Annotated in this window: 19 protein-coding genes and 2 tRNA genes; 6 read left to right on the top strand and 15 right to left on the bottom strand. The window is 67.6% G+C overall.

What is annotated here, in order from left to right:
- The first annotated feature begins 68 nt into the window (after positions 1 to 68).
- The 3 genes from pstC to pstB are packed head-to-tail and all read left to right on the top strand — an operon-like array spanning position 69 to position 2,932.
- The gene (gene pstC / locus KY497_RS07500; protein ID WP_219870195.1) at positions 69 to 1,019 is read left to right on the top strand and encodes a phosphate ABC transporter permease subunit PstC; all 951 of its coding nucleotides are present in this window, start codon (positions 69 to 71) and stop codon (positions 1,017 to 1,019) included.
- Between the two features lies 1 nt (position 1,020).
- Complete coding sequence (gene pstA, locus KY497_RS07495; protein WP_017828972.1) at positions 1,021 to 2,124, top strand: phosphate ABC transporter permease PstA; 1,104 nt, start codon at positions 1,021 to 1,023, stop codon at positions 2,122 to 2,124.
- A gap of 28 nt (positions 2,125 to 2,152) precedes the next feature.
- Positions 2,153 to 2,932, top strand: coding sequence for a phosphate ABC transporter ATP-binding protein PstB (gene pstB / locus KY497_RS07490; RefSeq protein WP_017828973.1), 780 nt, complete (start codon positions 2,153 to 2,155; stop codon positions 2,930 to 2,932).
- Positions 2,933 to 3,024: 92 nt separating this feature from the next.
- Here pstB and KY497_RS07485 read toward each other — a convergent pair whose 3' ends face one another.
- The 4 genes from KY497_RS07485 to sigK form a co-directional block, all read right to left on the bottom strand.
- Positions 3,025 to 3,909 carry an aminodeoxychorismate lyase gene (locus tag KY497_RS07485; protein ID WP_141385843.1) on the bottom strand — a complete coding sequence of 295 codons (885 nt, stop codon included), beginning with the start codon at positions 3,907 to 3,909 and terminating at the stop codon, positions 3,025 to 3,027.
- 164 nt (positions 3,910 to 4,073) lie between these two features.
- Positions 4,074 to 4,703, bottom strand: a complete 630-nt coding sequence (locus KY497_RS07480) for a hypothetical protein (protein WP_055873927.1) — start codon at positions 4,701 to 4,703, stop codon at positions 4,074 to 4,076.
- Between the two features lie 29 nt (positions 4,704 to 4,732).
- Positions 4,733 to 5,533 (bottom strand): anti-sigma factor domain-containing protein, encoded by an 801-nt coding sequence (locus tag KY497_RS07475; protein WP_127482828.1) that lies wholly within the window; start codon positions 5,531 to 5,533, stop codon positions 4,733 to 4,735.
- Complete coding sequence (gene sigK, locus KY497_RS07470; protein WP_036323041.1) at positions 5,530 to 6,117, bottom strand: ECF RNA polymerase sigma factor SigK; 588 nt, start codon at positions 6,115 to 6,117, stop codon at positions 5,530 to 5,532. Before sigK ends, KY497_RS07475 begins: the two co-directional genes overlap by 4 nt.
- 206 nt (positions 6,118 to 6,323) lie before the next feature.
- Between sigK and KY497_RS07465 the strand changes: the two genes are divergently transcribed.
- Positions 6,324 to 6,980, top strand: a complete 657-nt coding sequence (locus tag KY497_RS07465) for a fasciclin domain-containing protein (protein ID WP_219870194.1) — start codon at positions 6,324 to 6,326, stop codon at positions 6,978 to 6,980.
- Positions 6,981 to 7,117: 137 nt separating this feature from the next.
- Positions 7,118 to 7,190 (top strand) — tRNA-Lys (locus KY497_RS07460).
- Positions 7,191 to 7,298: 108 nt separating this feature from the next.
- Here KY497_RS07460 and KY497_RS07455 read toward each other — a convergent pair.
- On the bottom strand, positions 7,299 to 7,733 hold the full coding sequence (locus KY497_RS07455) for a DUF1622 domain-containing protein (protein ID WP_229778815.1): 435 nt from the start codon (positions 7,731 to 7,733) through the stop codon (positions 7,299 to 7,301).
- 64 nt (positions 7,734 to 7,797) lie between these two features.
- The gene (locus KY497_RS07450) at positions 7,798 to 8,253 is read right to left on the bottom strand and encodes a hypothetical protein (protein ID WP_055865271.1); all 456 of its coding nucleotides are present in this window, start codon (positions 8,251 to 8,253) and stop codon (positions 7,798 to 7,800) included.
- Between the two features lie 180 nt (positions 8,254 to 8,433).
- Between KY497_RS07450 and KY497_RS07445 the strand changes: the two genes are divergently transcribed.
- Positions 8,434 to 8,979, top strand: a complete 546-nt coding sequence (locus KY497_RS07445; RefSeq protein ID WP_141385840.1) for a type 1 glutamine amidotransferase domain-containing protein — start codon at positions 8,434 to 8,436, stop codon at positions 8,977 to 8,979.
- Between the two features lie 7 nt (positions 8,980 to 8,986).
- Here KY497_RS07445 and KY497_RS07440 read toward each other — a convergent pair whose 3' ends face one another.
- From KY497_RS07440 to topA, 9 genes are all read right to left on the bottom strand, one after another.
- Positions 8,987 to 9,931, bottom strand: coding sequence for a DUF1254 domain-containing protein (locus KY497_RS07440; protein WP_219870193.1), 945 nt, complete (start codon positions 9,929 to 9,931; stop codon positions 8,987 to 8,989).
- Positions 9,932 to 10,012: 81 nt separating this feature from the next.
- Entirely contained in the window at positions 10,013 to 10,528 is a 516-nt protein-coding gene (locus tag KY497_RS07435; RefSeq protein ID WP_218682178.1) for a CGNR zinc finger domain-containing protein, read from the bottom strand.
- 230 nt (positions 10,529 to 10,758) lie between these two features.
- On the bottom strand, positions 10,759 to 11,292 hold the full coding sequence (locus KY497_RS07430) for a DUF1697 domain-containing protein (RefSeq protein ID WP_141385837.1): 534 nt from the start codon (positions 11,290 to 11,292) through the stop codon (positions 10,759 to 10,761).
- Positions 11,289 to 11,870 carry an isochorismatase family protein gene (locus KY497_RS07425; protein WP_219870192.1) on the bottom strand — a complete coding sequence of 194 codons (582 nt, stop codon included), beginning with the start codon at positions 11,868 to 11,870 and terminating at the stop codon, positions 11,289 to 11,291. The genes KY497_RS07430 and KY497_RS07425 overlap by 4 nt, the downstream gene beginning before the upstream one ends.
- 67 nt (positions 11,871 to 11,937) lie before the next feature.
- A tRNA-Thr gene (locus tag KY497_RS07420) sits at positions 11,938 to 12,010 on the bottom strand.
- A 69-nt stretch (positions 12,011 to 12,079) separates the two neighbouring features.
- A complete protein-coding gene (locus tag KY497_RS07415; protein WP_219870191.1) occupies positions 12,080 to 13,633 on the bottom strand; it encodes an alpha/beta hydrolase in 1,554 nt (517 codons plus the stop codon).
- Entirely contained in the window at positions 13,630 to 14,787 is a 1,158-nt protein-coding gene (locus tag KY497_RS07410; protein WP_055873937.1) for a DNA polymerase III subunit delta', read from the bottom strand. The genes KY497_RS07415 and KY497_RS07410 overlap by 4 nt, the downstream gene beginning before the upstream one ends.
- A 70-nt stretch (positions 14,788 to 14,857) precedes the next feature.
- Positions 14,858 to 15,487, bottom strand: a complete 630-nt coding sequence (gene tmk, locus KY497_RS07405; protein ID WP_141385834.1) for a dTMP kinase — start codon at positions 15,485 to 15,487, stop codon at positions 14,858 to 14,860.
- Positions 15,484 to 18,345: a type I DNA topoisomerase gene (gene topA / locus KY497_RS07400; RefSeq protein ID WP_219870190.1), complete on the bottom strand. Its 2,862-nt coding sequence runs from the start codon at positions 18,343 to 18,345 to the stop codon at positions 15,484 to 15,486. The genes tmk and topA overlap by 4 nt, the downstream gene beginning before the upstream one ends.
- Positions 18,346 to 18,396: the final 51 nt, after the last annotated feature.

The raw sequence follows: 18,396 nt of genomic DNA, 5'->3' as shown, positions 1-18,396 counted from the left end.
TCACGGCATCCCGGGGACCGTCTGCTCGCGTCAGACACCCGATCTCCACTGAGCAGGAAGCAGCTCCCATGACAGCCACGACCTCGCCGGCGTCGACGCGCATCGTCGCGAAGAAGCGCGCCGGTGACCTCTGGTTCTCCGGAACGGCGGTCGCCGCCGGGTCCATGATCATGATCACGCTGGCCGCGGTCGCGATCTTCCTCATCGTTCAGTCGATCCCGGCCTTCACCGCGACCGCTGAGGACGCCTCGCTCCTCAAGACGAGTTTCTGGGACTACGTCGGCCCCCTCCTCTTCGGCACCGTCTGGGCGGCCTTCCTGGCCCTCCTGCTGGCCGTGCCGCTCTCCCTCGGCGTCGCCCTCTTCATCACGCACTACGCCCCGCGACGACTCGCTCAGGGCCTGGGCTACGTGGTCGACCTGCTCGCCGCCGTCCCCTCGGTCGTCTTCGGCCTCTGGGGCATCCTCGTCCTGGCCCCGGCCGTGCAGCCCATCTACGTCTGGCTGAACACGAACGCCTCCTGGATCCCGCTCTTCAGCGGCGTCGTCTCCCCCACCGGCCGCACGATCCTCACCGCCGCCATGGTGCTGGCGGTCATGGTCGTACCGATCATCACGGCAATCTGCCGCGAGATCTTCCTGCAGACGCCTCGACTGCATGAGGAAGCCGCTCTCGCCCTCGGCGCCACCCGATGGGAGATGGTGCGCATGTCCGTGCTGCCCTTCGGCCGCTCCGGCATCGTCTCCGCCTCCATGCTCGGCCTCGGCCGCGCGCTCGGTGAGACCATGGCCGTCGCGATGGTGCTCTCGGTGAGCAAGGCCGTCACGTTCGAACTGCTCACCTCCACGAACCCCTCCACGATCGCAGCCAACATCGCGCTGACGTTCCCCGAGGCGTACCAGGTCAACATCAACATCCTCATCGCGACCGGTCTGATCCTGTTCGTCGTGACGTTCGCGGTGAACGCTCTCGCACGCTGGTTTGTGAACCGCCGCAAGGAATTCTCGGGAGCGAACTGACATGACCGTTACCGCCCCTGAATCGGCTCGCACGGCGAGCGCCGCTCCTTCCCAACTGTCGCTCAGCTCGGGCCACCTCCCCCGCTGGTCGCCCTGGGCCCTCCTCGCCCTCTCCTTCCTCATCGGCTTCACGCCCTTCGCACTCGAGGCAGTGGCCAGCGGATCCGACCTCAACATCGCCGGCTCCGTCGTGCTCGGGGCGGTCATCTACCTGGTGCTCATCTACGTGATGTCGCGCATCATCGAAGGCTCGAGGAAGGCGCTGGACCGCCTCATCACCGGCGTCGTCACCTCGGCATTCGCGATCGCGATGGTGCCGCTGGTGTCGGTCGCGATCACCGTGGTCGCCAACGGAGTCGCCCGCTTCGACGGGCTCTTCTTCTCGTCATCGATGCGCGGAGTGCTCGGCGAGGGCGGCGGCGCCCTGCACGCCGTCATCGGCACGCTCCTGGTCACACTCGCCGCGGCGGTCATCTCGATCCCGATCGGTCTGATGACGGCCGTCTACCTCGTCGAGTACGGCAAGGGCGGGCGCATGGCGCGCACCATCACGTTCCTCGTCGACGTCATGACCGGCATCCCCTCGATCGTCGCGGGTCTGTTCGCCTACGCGGTCTTCGCGCTGATCTTCGGTCCCGGTGTGCGCATGGGCATCGCGGGCTCGGTCGCTCTGGCCGTGCTCATGATCCCGGTCGTCGTGCGCTCCACCGAGGAGATGCTGCGGCTGGTGCCGAACGAGCTGCGCGAGGCGTCGTACGCTCTCGGCGTGCCGAAGTGGCTCACCATCGTCAAGGTGGTCCTTCCGACCTCGATCGCCGGCATCACGACGGGTGTGATGCTCGCCATCTCCCGCGTGATCGGCGAGACCGCGCCGCTGCTGCTCACGGCCGGATTCACCGATGCCATGAACTACAACCTGTTCAGCGGACGCATGCAGACCCTCCCGGTGTTCACGTACTCGCAGTACGCGTACCAGGGCATCCCCGCTGAGGCATACGTGGAACGGGCCTGGGCCGCCGCCCTGACGCTCATCATCATCGTCATGCTGCTCAACCTGATCGCGCGGCTCGTCGCGAAGATCTTCGCACCCAAGACCGGCCGCTGAGCCTCGACCCGACAAGCAAGGAACTGCAGTGTCCAAGAGCATTGAAGTCAACGACCTGAACGTCTACTACGGCGACTTCCTCGCCGTGGAGGGCGTGTCCCTCGACATCCAGCCGCGCAGCGTCACCGCGTTCATCGGCCCCTCCGGCTGCGGCAAGTCCACGTTCCTGCGCACCCTCAACCGCATGCACGAGGTCATCCCCGGCGCTCGAGTCGAGGGCGAGGTGCTGCTCGACGGCAAGGACCTCTACGGCCCCGGCATCGATCCGGTGCTCGTCCGCCGCCAGGTGGGCATGGTCTTCCAGCGTCCGAACCCGTTCCCCACGATGTCGATCAAGGAGAACGTCCTCGCCGGTGTGAAGCTCAACAACAGCCGCATGTCGAAGAGCGACCAGGACGCCCTCGTCGAGAAGTCGCTCACGGGCGCGAACCTGTGGAACGAGGTCAAGGATCGCCTCGACAAGCCCGGGTCCGGCCTCTCGGGCGGTCAGCAGCAGCGTCTGTGCATCGCCCGTGCGATCGCCGTGTCGCCCCAGGTGCTGCTGATGGACGAGCCGTGCTCGGCTCTCGACCCCATCTCGACCTATGCGATCGAGGAGCTGATCGGGGAGCTCAAGAACGAGTTCACGATCGTGATCGTGACGCACAACATGCAGCAGGCGAGCCGCGTGTCCGACAAGACCGCGTTCTTCAACATCGCCGGCACCGGCAAGCCCGGCAAGCTGATCGAGTACGACGACACCACGTCGATCTTCACGACCCCCTCCGTGCAGGCCACAGAGGACTACGTCTCCGGCCGCTTCGGGTGAGCTGAGGAAACACGTGAAGAGGGCCCAGGAACTTCGGTTCCCGGGCCCTTTTCACGTTCCGGCGCGTCTTCGCGTGCCGGCGCCTCGAGGGATCAGTCGCGGGGCGAGAGCAGGTAGCGGTTCAGGTCCGCAGTCAGCGTGTGGTCGACCGGAAGTGCGACATCGTCGACGGCCGTGATCGCGGCGGCGAGACGGACGCTCGACACCAGCCACGCGGCATCCGCTTGGGGGAGGTCGGTCGCCGGGATGCGGTCGTAGCCGACGTCGAACCCCTGGGCGGCGAGATACTCGTAGACGCTGAGCTGCGTCGTGCCGTGCAGGATGCCGCCGTTCGGAGCCGGGGTCACGAACCGGTCATCGAAGCGGAGGATCAGAGAGGCGGTCGGAGCCTCCAGCACGAACCCGTCGCTCGAGAGGAAGATCGCATCGTCGGCGCCGCGTCGGTGCGCCTCACGCAGGGCGGCCATGTTCACGGCGTACGACAGCGTCTTCGCGCCCAGCAACAGCCACGGGGCCCGTTCCGCCGCACCCAGGTCGTACCCGCGGTCGAGCGTGACGACGCGTACGCCTCTCTCGCGCACGGCCGAGAAGTCGGCAGCCGGGGCCGCGGTCACCCACGCGGTCGGCGTGGGGCCGTGCTCCACCCCACGGCTGAGGATGAGCTTGATGACCGACTCGCCCGCACCCAGCTGCACGGCCGCGTGGTCGATGGCTTGGCGCCACTGCGCGAGGTTCGGCACGGGAAGGTCGCACAGTCGAGCCGAATGCGCGAGGCGTTCCAGGTGGGGCACGACCTCCTGGGCGTGCCCGTCGACCACGCCGATCGACTCGAACACGCCGTCACCGCGCTGTGTGCTCAGCTCCCCGACACTGAGCGCGGGGGCCGCAGCGTCGACCTGCGTGAAGGTGTCGGCGAAGTCGCTGCGCTGCACGTCGGCGGCGACGGGATCGATCATGAGTGCAAAGCGCCCTGTCATGATCCGAGCCTAGATGGCGGGAATACCCACCGCCTCATCGCGTTACAATTGAGTGGCCGGGCCGCATAACCCCGGGCTCCAATTTTTGCCGCTTTGAGCGGCCTTCCGCCGAGAGGCGTTCTTGCGGCCCGGTCTTTTCATGTCCGGGCAGTCTCTCCGCCGCCTCAGGCGAGAGCATCCATCCGCCACAGCACAGCGGCCGCGGCCAGATCCTGACCGTAGCTGCTCAGCCGCAGCGCGCGCGTGGTCAGCTCGCTGGCCCGAGCCGGCTCGGTCGGCTCGTAATCGTCGGCGGCATGGGTCGCCCCCGAGGCCTGCACTCGGCAGAACGCCGCGGCGCGGTCGAGTGCGACGGCGAAGTCGCCGCGGAACGCGCCCCGCAGGATCGTGTCGATCAATGCAACCAGCTCGTCCGGACTCGCCGGCACGGGCGCCCCCGCGATGACCGCATCCGCCGACGGTAGTTCGACGCGCCCCCGGTCGTAGAGGAGTGCGGCGGTCTGCGGGTCGCCGTGGATCGCGAGCTGCAGGACGTAGAGGCGCCAGAGTGCGCCGGGCAGCGTGCGCGACGGCGCCTTCGACCACAATTCGGCGATCTCGTCGATCCCGTGCTCGGCAGTGAAGGCCACGAGACGTTCCGCACTCACCCCACTCTCATCTGCGCGGACACGGGTCAGCAGAGCGGATGCCGTGGCATGCGCGACGCGCGTCTCCTCGGCGGGATCGTGCGCGCCGACGATGTTGTCGAAGGCACTCGTGGGGCGGCGCACAGGGCGGTGGTACTGCTCGGGCATCCCTCCAGGGTACGCGCGATCAGTGCGGCTCACGCCGTCGGGATCACGATCACCGGGTCGGTGGTCGGCTGACCGGACGGCGAGCCGCCGGCCTGCTCGACGGTCACGGCGATCGCGTCGCCTGCCTGCATGTCCCCCGTGAGCAGGGCTGTGGCTTCCCCACCGTCGACGTCGAAGACGCCGGCGGCGACGGGGCCGTCGCCGCGCACGAACCACAGTTCGTAGGTCTGTCCGTCACCCGGGCTCGGCAGGCCGTCGGCCACCAGTACCGCCTTGCCGGCGGACGCCGACCAGTGCGCTGTGGCACTGCCGCCGTCGTCGAGCTCGACGGTCGCCTGCTGGGCATCTCCGGCGGCTTCGATCTCCTGCAGAGCGACCACGCTCGCGGGCGGGTTCAGCTGCTGATTGAGAGCGACCGCACCGATTCCGACGCCCACGAGCACGGCGAGGCATGCGGCCAGGGCGAACACGCTCCGCGTCCAGCGGCGCTGCTTCGGCTTCGGTGAGATCGCGGGCTCGTCACCGGCGCCGGCGCCGTACGAGTCGGCTGTGCTCTCGGCGTTCGCCGAGGAGGGGTCCGGATCCGTTCGCGATCCGTCGTCCTGCGGCATGTCCGCGATCCGCGCGAGCAGAGCGGTACGAATGTGCGAGGGCGGGGTGACAGGCTCGACCGGGTCTGCGAGCGACGCAGCGGTGGCGGTGTCCGCATCCACAGTGTCCTCCCATTCCGGGTGCTCAGTGAGTGCAGCGCGATAGCGTCGCTCGTCTTCTGCGTCGAGCGAGTGCAGCGCGGCACCTGCCGCGAGTTCCGCGAAGTCCTTCTCGTTCATGCCGTCACCCCCATCGCCGTGCGCAGACGAGTGAGCCCGTCTCGCATCCGTGTCTTGATAGTCCCCAGCGGCGCTCCCACGAGGGCCGCGATCTCGTTCTGACTGTAACCGCCGTAGTACGCGAGGACGAGCGCTTCGCGTTGCGCTTCCGGAAGACCCGACAGCGCTTCGACGACCTTCCCTCCCTCGATCCCCAATTCGACCTGCTCCGCGACACTGTCGTGCGCGACGCCGATGTCCTTGAATCCCGCTCGTACGTCTCGGTCGGCGCTCGACTGCGAAGCTCGCACCCGATCGACGGCCCGGCGATGAGCGATCGTCATGATCCACGCTCGTCCCTGACCTCTGTTCGGAGCGAAGCGGGAAGCGGATTGCCAGATCTCCAGAAAGACTTCCTGGAGCACCTCCTCGCTCTGCGCGCGGTTGATCAGCACACGGAGGATGAGGCCGAACACGCGGGAGGAGAGCATGTCATAGAGAGTCGCGAAGGCAGCCTGATCACCGGAGGCGACGCGGACGATGAGGTCGGCGACAGCATCCTGCGTCGCTCCGTCCTCGGGAACGTCGAACCCATCGATGACCACCCCATAAGCATGCCGTATCTCCTCCCCGATCACGTGCAGACGTCGCCCGAATGTGAAGGAAAAGAGATCGCGGAAATGTCCGCTCCTGCGCGGTCGTGGAGGCGGTTTCAAAGATTTCTCAGATTCGTCCCATCCGATCGCGAGCGGGCTCCGAACAGCCCTCGACGCCACGGAGAGGCCGTGGCTCAGTTCTGAAGGAGCTCGACATGTTCAGCACCAAGAAGAAGGTCACCGCAGCGATCACCCTCGGCCTGGCGAGCGCGTTCCTGCTCTCCGCCTGTTCCATGGGCAGCGGCAGCACCACGGAATCGTCCGAGCCGACGGCACCGGAGACGTCGGAGTCGACGCCGATGGAGATGGACCCGGCGGCCAACCTGGTCGGCCCCGGCTGCGCGGCATACGCCGACGCCGTGCCGGACGGCGCAGGCTCGGTCGAGGGAATGTCGCAGGACCCGGTTGCGGTCGCGGCTTCGAACAACCCGCTGCTGACCACGCTGGTCGCTGCGGTGAGCGGACAGCTCAACCCCGACGTCGACCTCGTCGACACCCTGAATGGTGGCGAGTTCACCGTCTTCGCACCGGTGGATGACGCTTTCGCGAAGATCGACCCCGCCACGGTCGAGGCCCTCAAGACCGACAGCGCCACGCTGAGCTCGATCCTGACGTACCACGTGGTCCCCGGACAGATCGAGCCGGCTGACATCGACGGCATGTACACGACCGTGCAGGGCGCCGACCTCGAGGTGACCGGCAGCGGCGATGACCTGAAGGTCAACGGCGCCAGCGTCATCTGCGGTGGAGTGCAGACCGCGAACGCGACCGTGTACCTGATCGACACGGTTCTGATGCCCCCGGCTTCCTAAGCCAGGGACAGCCGGGTGGGAGGACGCCCGGCACACGCCCTTCTCAGGTTCTGGAGGAGAGACCCGGGAAGGAAAGGGGCCGTCGGTGGTGCTGTGTCGCCGACGGCCCCTCGTCGTGCGCACTAGACTTTGATGAGGGGCCTCTAGCTCAGTTGGCAGAGCATCGGACTTTTAATCCGCGGGTCGTGGGTTCGAGCCCCACGGGGCCCACCCAGAAGACGATGTGCTTGGGGTATCCGCACGAGCCGTCAGCAGCCCCGGGCGTCCACGCCTCCGTCGAGGAGGACGGCACATCCGCGAGCACCGCGCGCAGGTCGCTCAGGATGTCGGCGTCTCGGGTGCAACGGCCGTCGCCTCCGCGGCACGGTCTCGGCGGACGTTCTCCGCGATCAGCTGGCCGCCACTGGTCAGGAGGGCTCGACGCCAGGGCGCGACACCCTCGATCTGGATCGACATCGAGAGCACCGTCCGGATCAGCACGATGAGGCCGAGGATCACGGCGTCCTCGATCGACGGCTTCGACGTGATGGTGCGGATGAGGTCGGCAGCGACCAAGACTTCGAGGCCGAGCAGGATAGCGGCGCCGAGCGTGTTGCGCAGGAGCAGATAGGCGGCGTGACCGTCGCCCGACCGTCGCAGCGAACGGACGGCGAGCACCACGGCGATGATGAACCCGACGACCATCGCGAGTGCACCGAGCACCTCGAAGCCCACCGCGATCACGGTGAAGAACGATTCGACCGACAGGATCACTCTACGGTGACGTCGAAGACGCGCGGATGCTCTCTCCGCCGCAGTTCGCCTCTCGGCAGCCGTCTCAGGACTCGCCGCCGGGCGCTCCGGTCAGCAGCTCTTCGCGGATGTCGGCCACTCCATCCGGGAGGGTCTCCCCTTCGAGGGCGAACACCGGCGCCTCCTGGGTGCCGCCGATGCCGCACACCGCGACGCTGTCCGCACCGTCGAGCGTCTTGGGGATGACCACGAACCAGAGCGATGACGGTTCGAGCCGTTCGGTGGTCGCCATGTCGCCGAAGTACGTCGCGTTCGGGGCCAGGGCGCGAGTCCTCTCGGTGCAGAGCTGCACGAGCACCGAGGGAGTGAATTCCGTCCCCGCCGCCGGCGGTTCCGCGGTCTCGGACGCCGAGGGAGACGGCGTGGGGGTCGGCGAAGACGTCGTGGAGGCGGAGGGCGAGGGGCTCGCCGCCGGCTCGGGAGCGCACCCCGCGAGCAGGACGAGCGCCGAGAGGAGGACGAGTGCAGGACGAACGCGCATGTCTGGATCGTACTGCCGAGGCTCCTCGATCCGAGCGGAGCGCTCCGAGGGCCGTCGCTTCTCCCGCTCACCTGTATCACCGGCTCGCCTGCGCGGCCACCCCCTTCCCTCCTCTTCCGCTGCGGGGGATCGTGGAGTCGTCCCCCGAACGGCGGACGACTCTCCAGGAAAGGACGAACGATGACTCTCAGCGGCAGCCGCGTGGCATTCCTCGCGACCGACGGATTCGAGGACAGCGAGCTCACGAGTCCCTGGGATGCGGTGACGGCGGAAGGTGCGAGCGCGACCATGATCGCCCCGGACGGTGCGGCCATCACCGGCAAGAACGGACATGAACAGGCCGTGGATCTACACGCGTCGGCGACCGCTGCGGATCAGTTCGACGCGCTGGTTCTGCCCGGCGGCGTCGTCAACGCGGACCATCTGCGCATGGACAAGGCCTCCGTCGATCTGGCCAGGGCCTTCTTCGAGCAGCACAAGCCGGTCGGTGTGATCTGCCACGGCGCCTGGATCCTCATCGAGGCCGGTGTCGTCGACGGGCGCAGGCTCACCAGCTACCCGAGCCTGACCACCGACCTGCGCAACGCGGGCGCGACGTGGGTCGACGAAGAGGTCGTGGTCGATGAAGGCCTCGTCTCCAGCCGCACGCCCGACGATCTACCGGCGTTCAACGCGAAGCTCGTCGAGGAGATCGGCGAGGGGAAGCACGCCGGGCAGACCGCCTGACCGTGCTTCAGTCGGCGGGCTCGACCGAGGGAACGGTCCAGCCCGCCACCTCGGCCAGCCGTGGACGGTAGAGGCGGATCAACAGGTTCCATCCCTCGGGCGTCGGTATCCGGTTGGGGCGATCGTCGTCGAAGTCGCCGAGCCACACCGTCATGGATCCGTCGTCGTTCTTGACGCCGAACACATCGTTGACGTTCGTGATGCCGGAAGCGCTCGGCTCGAAGTATCCGTCGCCGTTGTACACGCTGACCGAGTAGAACGCATCCGCCGGCACGTCGCGGAGCGTGAGCCGGTAGCGCCCGGGCTCGAGCCCGGGGAACAGTGCGACGTACTGCGCCTCATCGTCGGGGAGCCCGCCCCAGCCGGCAGCGGTTCCCAGCAGGTGATGCACGGGGTCCACCTGCTCGACGCTCCCGAAGCTCCGCGAGAATCCGCGAAGCCCCTCCGCGAGCCCCAGGAGGTGATCACGGGTGACCTTATGGGTCACCGGGTCGAACGCCGACGGTGCGAACGGGGTGGCAGAGCCCGCATCCACACGCATGCCGTCCTGGATGCGGTGGACGGCATCGAGGTCGTCGGGATCAGTCGGATCGAACAGCACACGGGCGGCGACCACCACGTCGTCGGAACCGAACTCGTCGACCGTGAGATCGTATGTTCCCGGCTCGTGCAGCACCCGGTTGATGTAGTGGTCCTGGTTGATGATCATGACCGAGACGTATCGGTCGCCGAACGGCGGAAGCGTGAACGTCGCTCCGTGAGAGATGTCGACGATCGCGACCGAGTAGAGCGTGTCGCGGTTCTGTCGGATCACGGGCTGCCTGTCGAGCGGTGCCAACTGCCGATCGTGGTAGATCGCGTTCACGGCCCCGGCCTGTTGCAGAATCCGATCGATCATCACGTCCGTCTCAGCACGGGCGAAGTTGTCGACATTCACGATCACATCAGACACGTCGTCTCCTCATCGTCTCTCGGCCATCGTGGCACGGAAGCCTCGCGCATGGTGTGGCCGAAAGTCCCGATTCGCCGCCTGTCAGATCCGGGCGCGGTGTCTGCGCACCGCCGCACGGTTGGCGCAACGCACGGAGCAGAAGCGCTGGCGGCCGTTGCGGGTCACGTCCGCGACGACTCTCGTGCAGGGCGCGGCCTGGCAACGACTCAGCCGGCTCATCCCCCGGGTGACCAGATGCAGCGAGGTACCCAGGCTGATGACCGCCCGGAGCACGTAGGGCATCGACGGCACGTCGTCGCGGTAGTGCAGGTGCCATCCTTCGTCGTCGTGGTTCGTCAGGCGCGGGTAGGCGGCTGCGGCGGCGAGTTGTGCGTTGAGGAGGGCCGCTCGCGCGTCGGGGTCGGGTTCATCGACGATCGAGAGCCATTCGTCGATGATCACCCTGACCCGCTCATGGTCATCCGCGGCGGGCGGGAAGGTCTGCGTCATCCCCAGTTCGAGTGTGCGCGCCTCGATCCCTGCTCGATCCACCGGCCAGTCGTTGGCCAGTGACGCGGCCAACAGCACGGCATACTCGCCGTAAGGGTTGAGATGCATAAGACCATTACATCACGCTGGATGCATGACCTCGCTGAACACGCTTCCGATCCCCCGCGTCCACCCCGCTGCGCCGGCGCACGAGCATGCCTGGCTCGTGGAGTCACGTCATCCGACGAGCGAGGGCATCGTGCTCTATGTGCGGTGCTCGGCCTGCGACACCCGCCGGGTCGACCTGCAAGCCCACCCGCACACGCCACCGGCAGCGATGAGTACAGATCTGGGCGGAGTCACGCCGTCAACTCGATGAGCGTCCGCGTCGTCCGCAGGTTGCGTGCCGTCCCCGCGACGCCGAGCGCCCGATCCAGCACCGCCTTCGTGAGTCGGGTGGAGTGCATGCCGCCCTCGCCGTAGTCGATCCACATGTCGTCACCGACCAGCGCGATCCGCTCCGCCGGAAGGAGGCGCTGCTCCAACGCTTCGATCGCACCCTCCGACGGCGAGCCCTGGAGGAACATCGCATGCACGAACTTCACGTCGCCCTCGGGGAACGGCTGCGCGGATTCCGAGGACACCAACTGCGCGTGCGTGCGGTGGATGACGGGGGTGTCCACCCCGAACTCGACCCGGATGGCCGCGCGCACAGCGTCGCACGCGGCATCGGGATCCAGTGGCGTGCGGCAGAGGATGTTGCCGCTGGCGATGTAGGTGGAGACGTCGCCCAGGTCGGTCTCGGCGGCGAGCACTTCGCGGAGACGCGCCATCGGAACGCTGTTGCGGCCACTGACGTTCACGGCCCGCAGGAGCAGGACGCTCCGACTCACGCCTTGGGACTCTCGGCCAGTTCCGCTCCCGCGTGCACGAGCTCGGCGAGTGCGGCCTCGCTGGGCGCGGGTGCGACTCCGGCGACGAGGTCGGTGAAGATGCGGACGCGAACGCCGTGCGCGATGGCGTCGAGAGCTGTCGCCCGCACGCAGTGGTCGGTCGCGATGCCCACCACATCGGCGGTGAGCGCGCCCGCCGCGGTCAGGATCGCACCGACCGTCTCCCCCGCCTCCGTCCGACCCTCGAGCATCGAGTACGCCGGCTTCCCCTGCCCCTTGCGGACATGGTGGGTGACGGCATCGGTCGCCAGAAGCGGGTCGTACTCGGCCCCCTCGGTTCCCGCGACGCAGTGCACCGGCCACGAGTCGACGTAGTCGGGAGTCGGCGCGAAGTGCCCTCCGTTGTCACCGTCGGCGTCGTGCCAGTCGCGCGAGGCGATGATCACGTCGTAGTCGTCCGCGTGGGCGGCGAGAAAGACGGTGACGGCAGCGGCGACCGCATCGCCTCCCTCGACGGCGAGTGCCCCGCCTTCGGTGAAGTCGTTCTGGACGTCGACGATGAGAAGCGCTCTGCTCATGCTTCGAGAGTACGCCGTGAGGAACGGGAAAGGCCCCGTGATGTTCTTCGCATCACGGGGCCTTCGGAGCCGCTTGTCAGAATCGAACTGACGACCTTTTCATTACGAGTGAAATGCTCTGCCGACTGAGCTAAAGCGGCGTGCGACGCGTGAGCGGCGCGATCACCGATATTACCCTGTCTCGCGCTCTCTCGCGAATCGAGGCCGCATCACTCGCAGCGGAGGCCGTCTTCGGGCACGACATCATCGAGCAGGAAAGCCTCGACCGCGTCGTCGACGCAGGCGTTGCCCTTGTTGTACCCGGTGTGCCCTTCGCCGACGCGCGTGATCAGAACACCCTCTTCGAGCTGGTTCGCGAGTGATTCGGACCACTCGTACGGGGTAGCCGGGTCGTTCGTGGTGCCGATCACGAGGATGGGTCCCGCACCTTCGGCCTTGATCTCGCCACGCGTGCCCGTAGGGGGGTACGGCCAGACCGAGCAGGAGTCGGGGCCGGTCCAGTACGGCGCGATCGTCGGTGCGCCCTGAGCGATCTTCGCGTTGATCGCTGCCTCTGCTGCGGGATCGTCTTCTACCGGGTAGTCCATGCAGTTGTAGGCACGGAAAGCTTCGGCGGAGTTGTCGGTGTAGGTGCCGTTCTCGCGTCCGTTGTAGAAGTCGGCGAGGAACAGCGCCGATGTCGGGTCGCCCTGCAGCGCCTCATCGAGCGCCTGCGTGAGGTAGCCCCAGATGTCCTGCGAGTAGAGCGCCGCGATGATGGCGGTCATCAGGGAGTCCGCGCCCAGCATGCGGCCGTCTCCACTCTTGAGCGGTGTGCTGTCGACGCTCGCGAGCAGCGCTCCCAGGTCGGTCATCGCCTCATCGACGGTGCCGTTGAACGGGCACTCCCCCGAGTCGAGGCAGTCCTGCATGTAGGCGCGCAGCGCGGATTCGAACCCGAGCGCCTGTGTCGCTCCGACCTCGAGCCCCGGAACGGCGGGATCGATGGCACCGTCGAGCACGAGACGACCGGCCTTCTCGGGGTACAGCTTCGCGTAGGTCGCCCCCAGGAACGTGCCGTACGAGTAGCCGAGGTAGTTCAGCTGCTTGTCGCCCAGCACCGCGCGGATCAGATCCATGTCGCGGGCGGCGTTGACCGTGGTGATGTAGGGCAGGATGCCGCCGCTGTTCGCGTCGCACGCCTCGGCGAAGGCCTTGTGCGAATCGAGCAGCTCAGCCTCCCACTCCGCCGTGCCACGGGCCGCAGCGGGGATGCCGTACAGGTATTCGTCCATCTGCGGGGCGTCGTAGCAGGTCACCGCGGTCGATGCCCCGACCCCGCGCGGGTCGAACCCGATGACGTCGAAGTTCTCGATGAGGTCGGCACCGACGGCGTAGTCGAGGCTGTTGAGGATCAGGTCGACACCGCTCGCCCCGGGGCCACCCGGGTTCGTCAGCAGCGAGCCGACGGGGGTGCCCTCGGCGCGGTGCCGAACCACCGAAAGGGTGATCTCGCCCTTGCCCGGGTCTTCCCAGTCGAGAGGCGCCGTGACATCGGTGCAGTCGAAGCCGACACCGCACTCCGTCCACGTCAGCTCCTGCGAGTAGAAGGGCAGCAGGTCTTCGGCGACGCCCTCGGTGTCGGGGGCGCTGGTCGTCGACGGCCGCGAGGACTGCTCGGGGATCATCGCGTACAGACAGCCCGAGAGCGCGACGGACGCAGCGGCCAGCCCTGCGATGATCGCGGCGGCTCGACGCAAGCGGGAAGTCGATCGATTGTTCACGGTTTCCTCCCGCTCGTGATGGTCACGAGCAAGCTCTCCAGGGCGAGCAGAGGGGCGACGTTGCGCTCCAACGACTGCCGCGTGTCGGCAAGGTGGTCAAGTACGACAAGCGTACGGGTCTCGGACCAGGCGGATGCGAGGTCGGTCAGCTCGGTGCGAAGCTCACTGTTGATGAGATCGTCACCACGGCCGAACTGCAGCATCACGACGTCGCGGAACAGCGACTGCAGATCGGTGAGCACGCGGTCGATCCCGTCGCGCAGACTGCGCGTCGCCCGCTTCTTCTGATCGTCTTCGAGCGCGGAGAGCTGCGTGCGCAGGGCCGGCGGGACCGCCTGCCCCTCGGCGATGCCGATCGTGCGCAGCAGCGACGCCCGCTCCTGGGCGTCGCGCTCGGCGGTGAGCGCCTTCGCGTCCTCCGTGGCGGCCTGGATGATGCGACCGGCGACCTCGACCGCATCGCCCACTCCCCTGACACCGAGGACGGAGCGAAGAGTCTCGTCTCGGCGACGCCGAGCCGCATCGTCGGTGGCGAGCCGCTGGGCCATGCCGATGTGACGCTGCGCGTGCCGCGCCGCCTGTTCTGCCACGACCTCGTCGACGCCGGTGCGCAGACTGATGAGCCGGGCGACATCGGCGACGTCGGGTTCCCGCAACCGCAGTGAGCGCACGCGGGATCGGATCGTGGGCAGCAGGTCGGCCTCGCTGGGCGCGCACAGGATCCACACCGTCTGCTCCGGCGGCTCTTCGAGCGCTTTCAGGAGCACGTTGGAGGTGCGCTCGACCATGCGATCGGCGTCTTCGACGACGATGACCCGATAGCGCCCCGCAGACGGTGCGAAGTAGGAGCGTTCGACGAGACCGCGCGCCTCGGCGATGGTGATGATGACCTTGTCGGTGCGCAACGCCGTAACGTCGGGGTGCGTGCCGGCGAGCACCTGGCGCATGACATTCTCGTCATCGGGCCGGTCGGCGATCAACGCTGCGGCGAAGGCGTACGCGAGGGTGGAGCGTCCCGAGCCCGGCGGGCCCGTGATCAACCAGGCGTGCGAGAGGGCGGAGGGATCGGATGCCGCGGCGCGGAGCGTGTCGACGGCGGCGTCCTGCCCCCACACATCCGCCCAGGGAAACGGGGCGGGAACGGTCTGGGGCATGGTCTCAGCCTAATCGCGACCACCGACGCTCACGGCACGGAGGATCGCTTCCTCGCTCGGTCGAGCCGGCTCAGTCGAGCAGCGCTGCGACTCTGGTCCTGATCTGCTCGGCGATGACCTCCGGTGCCGCTGCCGCGTCGAGGACGAGGAACCTGTCCGGCTCGGCCGCCGCGAGATTGAGGAAGGCATCGCGGACGCGGCCGTGGAACTCCGCCTGCTCGGCCTCGAGCCGGTCGAACGGCTTGTCGGCGGAGTCCAGACGGGTGCGGGCCTCGGCGGGGTCGAGATCGAGCAGGATCGTCAGGTCCGGGAGCGCGCCCTCCGCCGCCCAGAGCGACAGATCTCGAATCTCGGTCGCGTCGAGAATCCGTCCGGCGCCCTGGTAGGCCACGGACGAATCGAGGTAGCGGTCCTGCAGCACGATCTCGCCACGACGGAGCGCCGGTCGCACGACGGTCGCGACATGGTGCGCCCGATCCGCGGCGTACAGCAGCGCCTCGGCGCGCGGCGCAATGTCGCCGCGATGGTGCAGGACGATGTCGCGGATGAGCTGCCCGACCTCGGAACCGCCGGGTTCGCGGGTACGGACGACGGTACGCCCGGTGTCTTCGAGCCACTGCGCGAGCAGGTTCGACTGCGTGGTCTTGCCCGAGCCGTCACCGCCCTCGAGCGTGATCCACACCCCGTGACCTGAGGTCACGAGTCCGCCTTCTCCGCCGCCTTCGCCGCAGCGTTGGCGGCGCGCGTGGCTGCCGCCTTCTTCGCAGCAGCCGACCGGGCAGCGGACGTGGCAGCCGTGGTCTTCTTCGCGGGCGCCTTCTTGGCGGCAGGCTTCTTCGCGGCCGGCTTCTTGGCGGCAGGAGCCTTCTTCGCGGCCGGCTTCTTCGCAGGAGCCTTCTTCGCTCCGCGCTTGGTAGCCGGACCCTTGGCACGCTTGTCGGCGAGCATCTGCACTGCGACCTCGAAGGTGATGTCCTCGACGGTCTGACCCCGCGGGATCGTCACGTTCGTCTCACCGTCGGTCACATACGCGCCGAAACGTCCGTCGCGGATGCGGATCGGCTTCCCGCTGACGGGATCGGCTTCGAACTCGGCGAGCGCGCTCGATGCCCGGCGACCCGCGCCGTACTTCGGCTGCGCGTAGATCTCGAGCGCCTGGTCGAGCGTCACATCGAAGATCTGCGACTCCGATTCGAGCGACCGTGAATCCGTACCCTTCTTCAGGTAGGGCCCGAACCGGCCGTTCTGCGCCGTGATCTCATCGCCCGACTCCGGGTCGACGCCCACGACGCGCGGGAGGCTCAGCAGACGCAGCGCGGTGTCGAGATCGATCTCGTCGACCGACATCGAGCGGAAGAGCGAGGCCGTGCGCGGCTTGGGCGCTGCTTCCTTCTTCGCGCCGCGCTTGGGCTTGGGAGCCTCGACGACCTCGCCGGTGGTCTCGTCGACCGCGGCGTCTTCCGACACAGGGTCGTTCTCCTGCACGTACGGCCCGAACCGGCCGTCCTTCACCACGATGATCTTGCCGTTGTCGGGGTTCTCCCCCAGCACGCGGTCGCCGGCGACGGGAGCGTCGATGAGCTCCTGAGCCTTCTGGGCGGTCAGCTCGTCGGGTGCGAGGTCTTCCGGCACGTTGACGATGCGCGGCTTGGCCTCGGGGTTCGCGGGGTCGGCCACCTCGAGATACGGGCCGTACTTGCCGAAGCGAAGCGTGGCCGTGTCGGTGATGCGCGTGGAGTTCAGCGCACGAGCGTCGATCTCGCCGAGGTTGTCGACGACCTGGCGCAGACCCACGTGGTTGTCGGAGCCGAAGTAGAAGGATTTGAGCCACTCGACCCGGTTCTGCTCGCCGCGCGCGATCGTGTCGAGGTCGTCTTCGAGCGCCGCCGTGAAGTCGTAGTCGACGAGGTCGGCGAAGTGCTCTTCGAGCAGACGCACGACGCTGAACGCGAGCCAGGTCGGCACGAGGGCCTGGCCGCGCTTGACCGCGTATCCACGGTCGAGGATCGTCTCGGGGATCGAGGCGAACGTCGAAGGACGACCGATGCCCTTCTCCTCGAGAACCTTCACGAGCGAGGCCTCGGTGTAACGGGGCTTCGGCGTGGTGCGGTGCCCCTTGGCCTCGGCGTCGGACACGGCGAGCTGATCGCCGACCGCGACAGCCGGCAGCGACTGGTTCTCCGCAGCGTCCGCGTCACCGCGCTTCTCGTCGCGGCCCTCCTCGTACGCCTCCAGGAAGCCCTTGAAGGTGTAGACGGTTCCGGAGGCCGTGAACTCGGCCTTCTTCCCGGCGGCGTCGACGGCGATCGTGACGGTCGTGGTCTCGTACTTGGCGTCCGACATCTGGCTGGCGACGGTGCGCTTCCAGATGAGGTCGTAGAGGCGCTGCTCGTCGCGATCGAGCTCGGAGGACAGCGAGGCCGGCGTGCGGAAGTTGTCACCGGAGGGGCGGATGGCCTCGTGGGCCTCCTGCGCGTTCTTGCTCTTGGACTTGTACACCCGCGGCTTCAGCGGCACCGCGGCGTCGCCGTAGAGTGCCACCGCCTGGCTCCGCGCCGCCTGCACCGCCTGGGTGCTCAGCGACGTGGAGTCGGTACGCATATAGGTGATGTAGCCCTTCTCGTACAGACGCTGGGCGACACCCATCGCCTGCTTGGCTCCCATCGAGAGCTTGCGCCCGGCCTCCTGCTGCATCGTGGAGGTCGTGAACGGCGCGTAGGGGCTGCGCGTTCCCGGCTTGGCCTCGACCTTCGTCACGCTTCCGGTGCCCATGGCGTCGACCGCCTGGGCGAGAGCGGTTGCGGCCGCCTCGTCGAGGATGACGACGGCCTTCTTGAGCTTGCCGTCGTCATCGAAGTCGGTGCCCCGCGCGAGCTGGCCACCGTCGACGCGGACGAGACGGATCTTGAACGAGGTGCCCGTCGCCGAAGCCGCGGCATCGACGTCCCAGTACTCGGCGGAGGTGAACGCCATGCGTTCGCGCTCTCGATCGACGATCAGACGGGTGGCCGCGGACTGCACGCGTCCGGCCGAGATTCCGGTCTTGACCTTGTACCAGAGCACGGGCGAGACGTCCCAGCCGTACAGGCGGTCGAGGATGCGGCGGGTCTCCTGCGCGTCGACGAGGTCGTGGTCGAGTTCGCGGGTGTTGCCGACCGCAGCCTGGATCGCGTCCTTGGTGATCTCGTGGAAGACCATGCGCTTGACGGGAACCTTGGGCTTGAGGGTCTCGAGCAGGTGCCAGGCGATCGCCTCACCCTCGCGGTCCTCATCAGTGGCGAGCAGGAGCTCGTCGGCATTCTTCAGCGCACGCTTGAGTTCGGCGACCGTCTTGGTCTTCCGATCGGAGACGACGTAGTACGGGTCGAATCCGTTGTCGATGTCGATGGAGTACTTCCCATAGGCCTGCTTGTCAGCGGCCGGGATGTCCTTCTTGTCAGCGAGGTCGCGGATGTGGCCGACGGAGCTGAGCACCTCGTAGCCGTCGCCGAGGTATCCCTGAATAGACCGCATCTTCGTCGGGGACTCGACGATGACGAGCTTCTTGCCTTCAGCCAAGGGTGCGTCCTTTCTTCGAAGCACACCATACACACCACTGTGTGGGGTCGT

Origin of the sequence: Microbacterium sp. PAMC22086 (assembly GCF_019443525.1) — a bacterium.
Lineage (GTDB): Bacteria > Actinomycetota > Actinomycetes > Actinomycetales > Microbacteriaceae > Microbacterium > Microbacterium maritypicum.
Note: the sequence above shows the minus strand (reverse complement) of the source record. Positions and strands in the feature narration are given on the sequence as shown.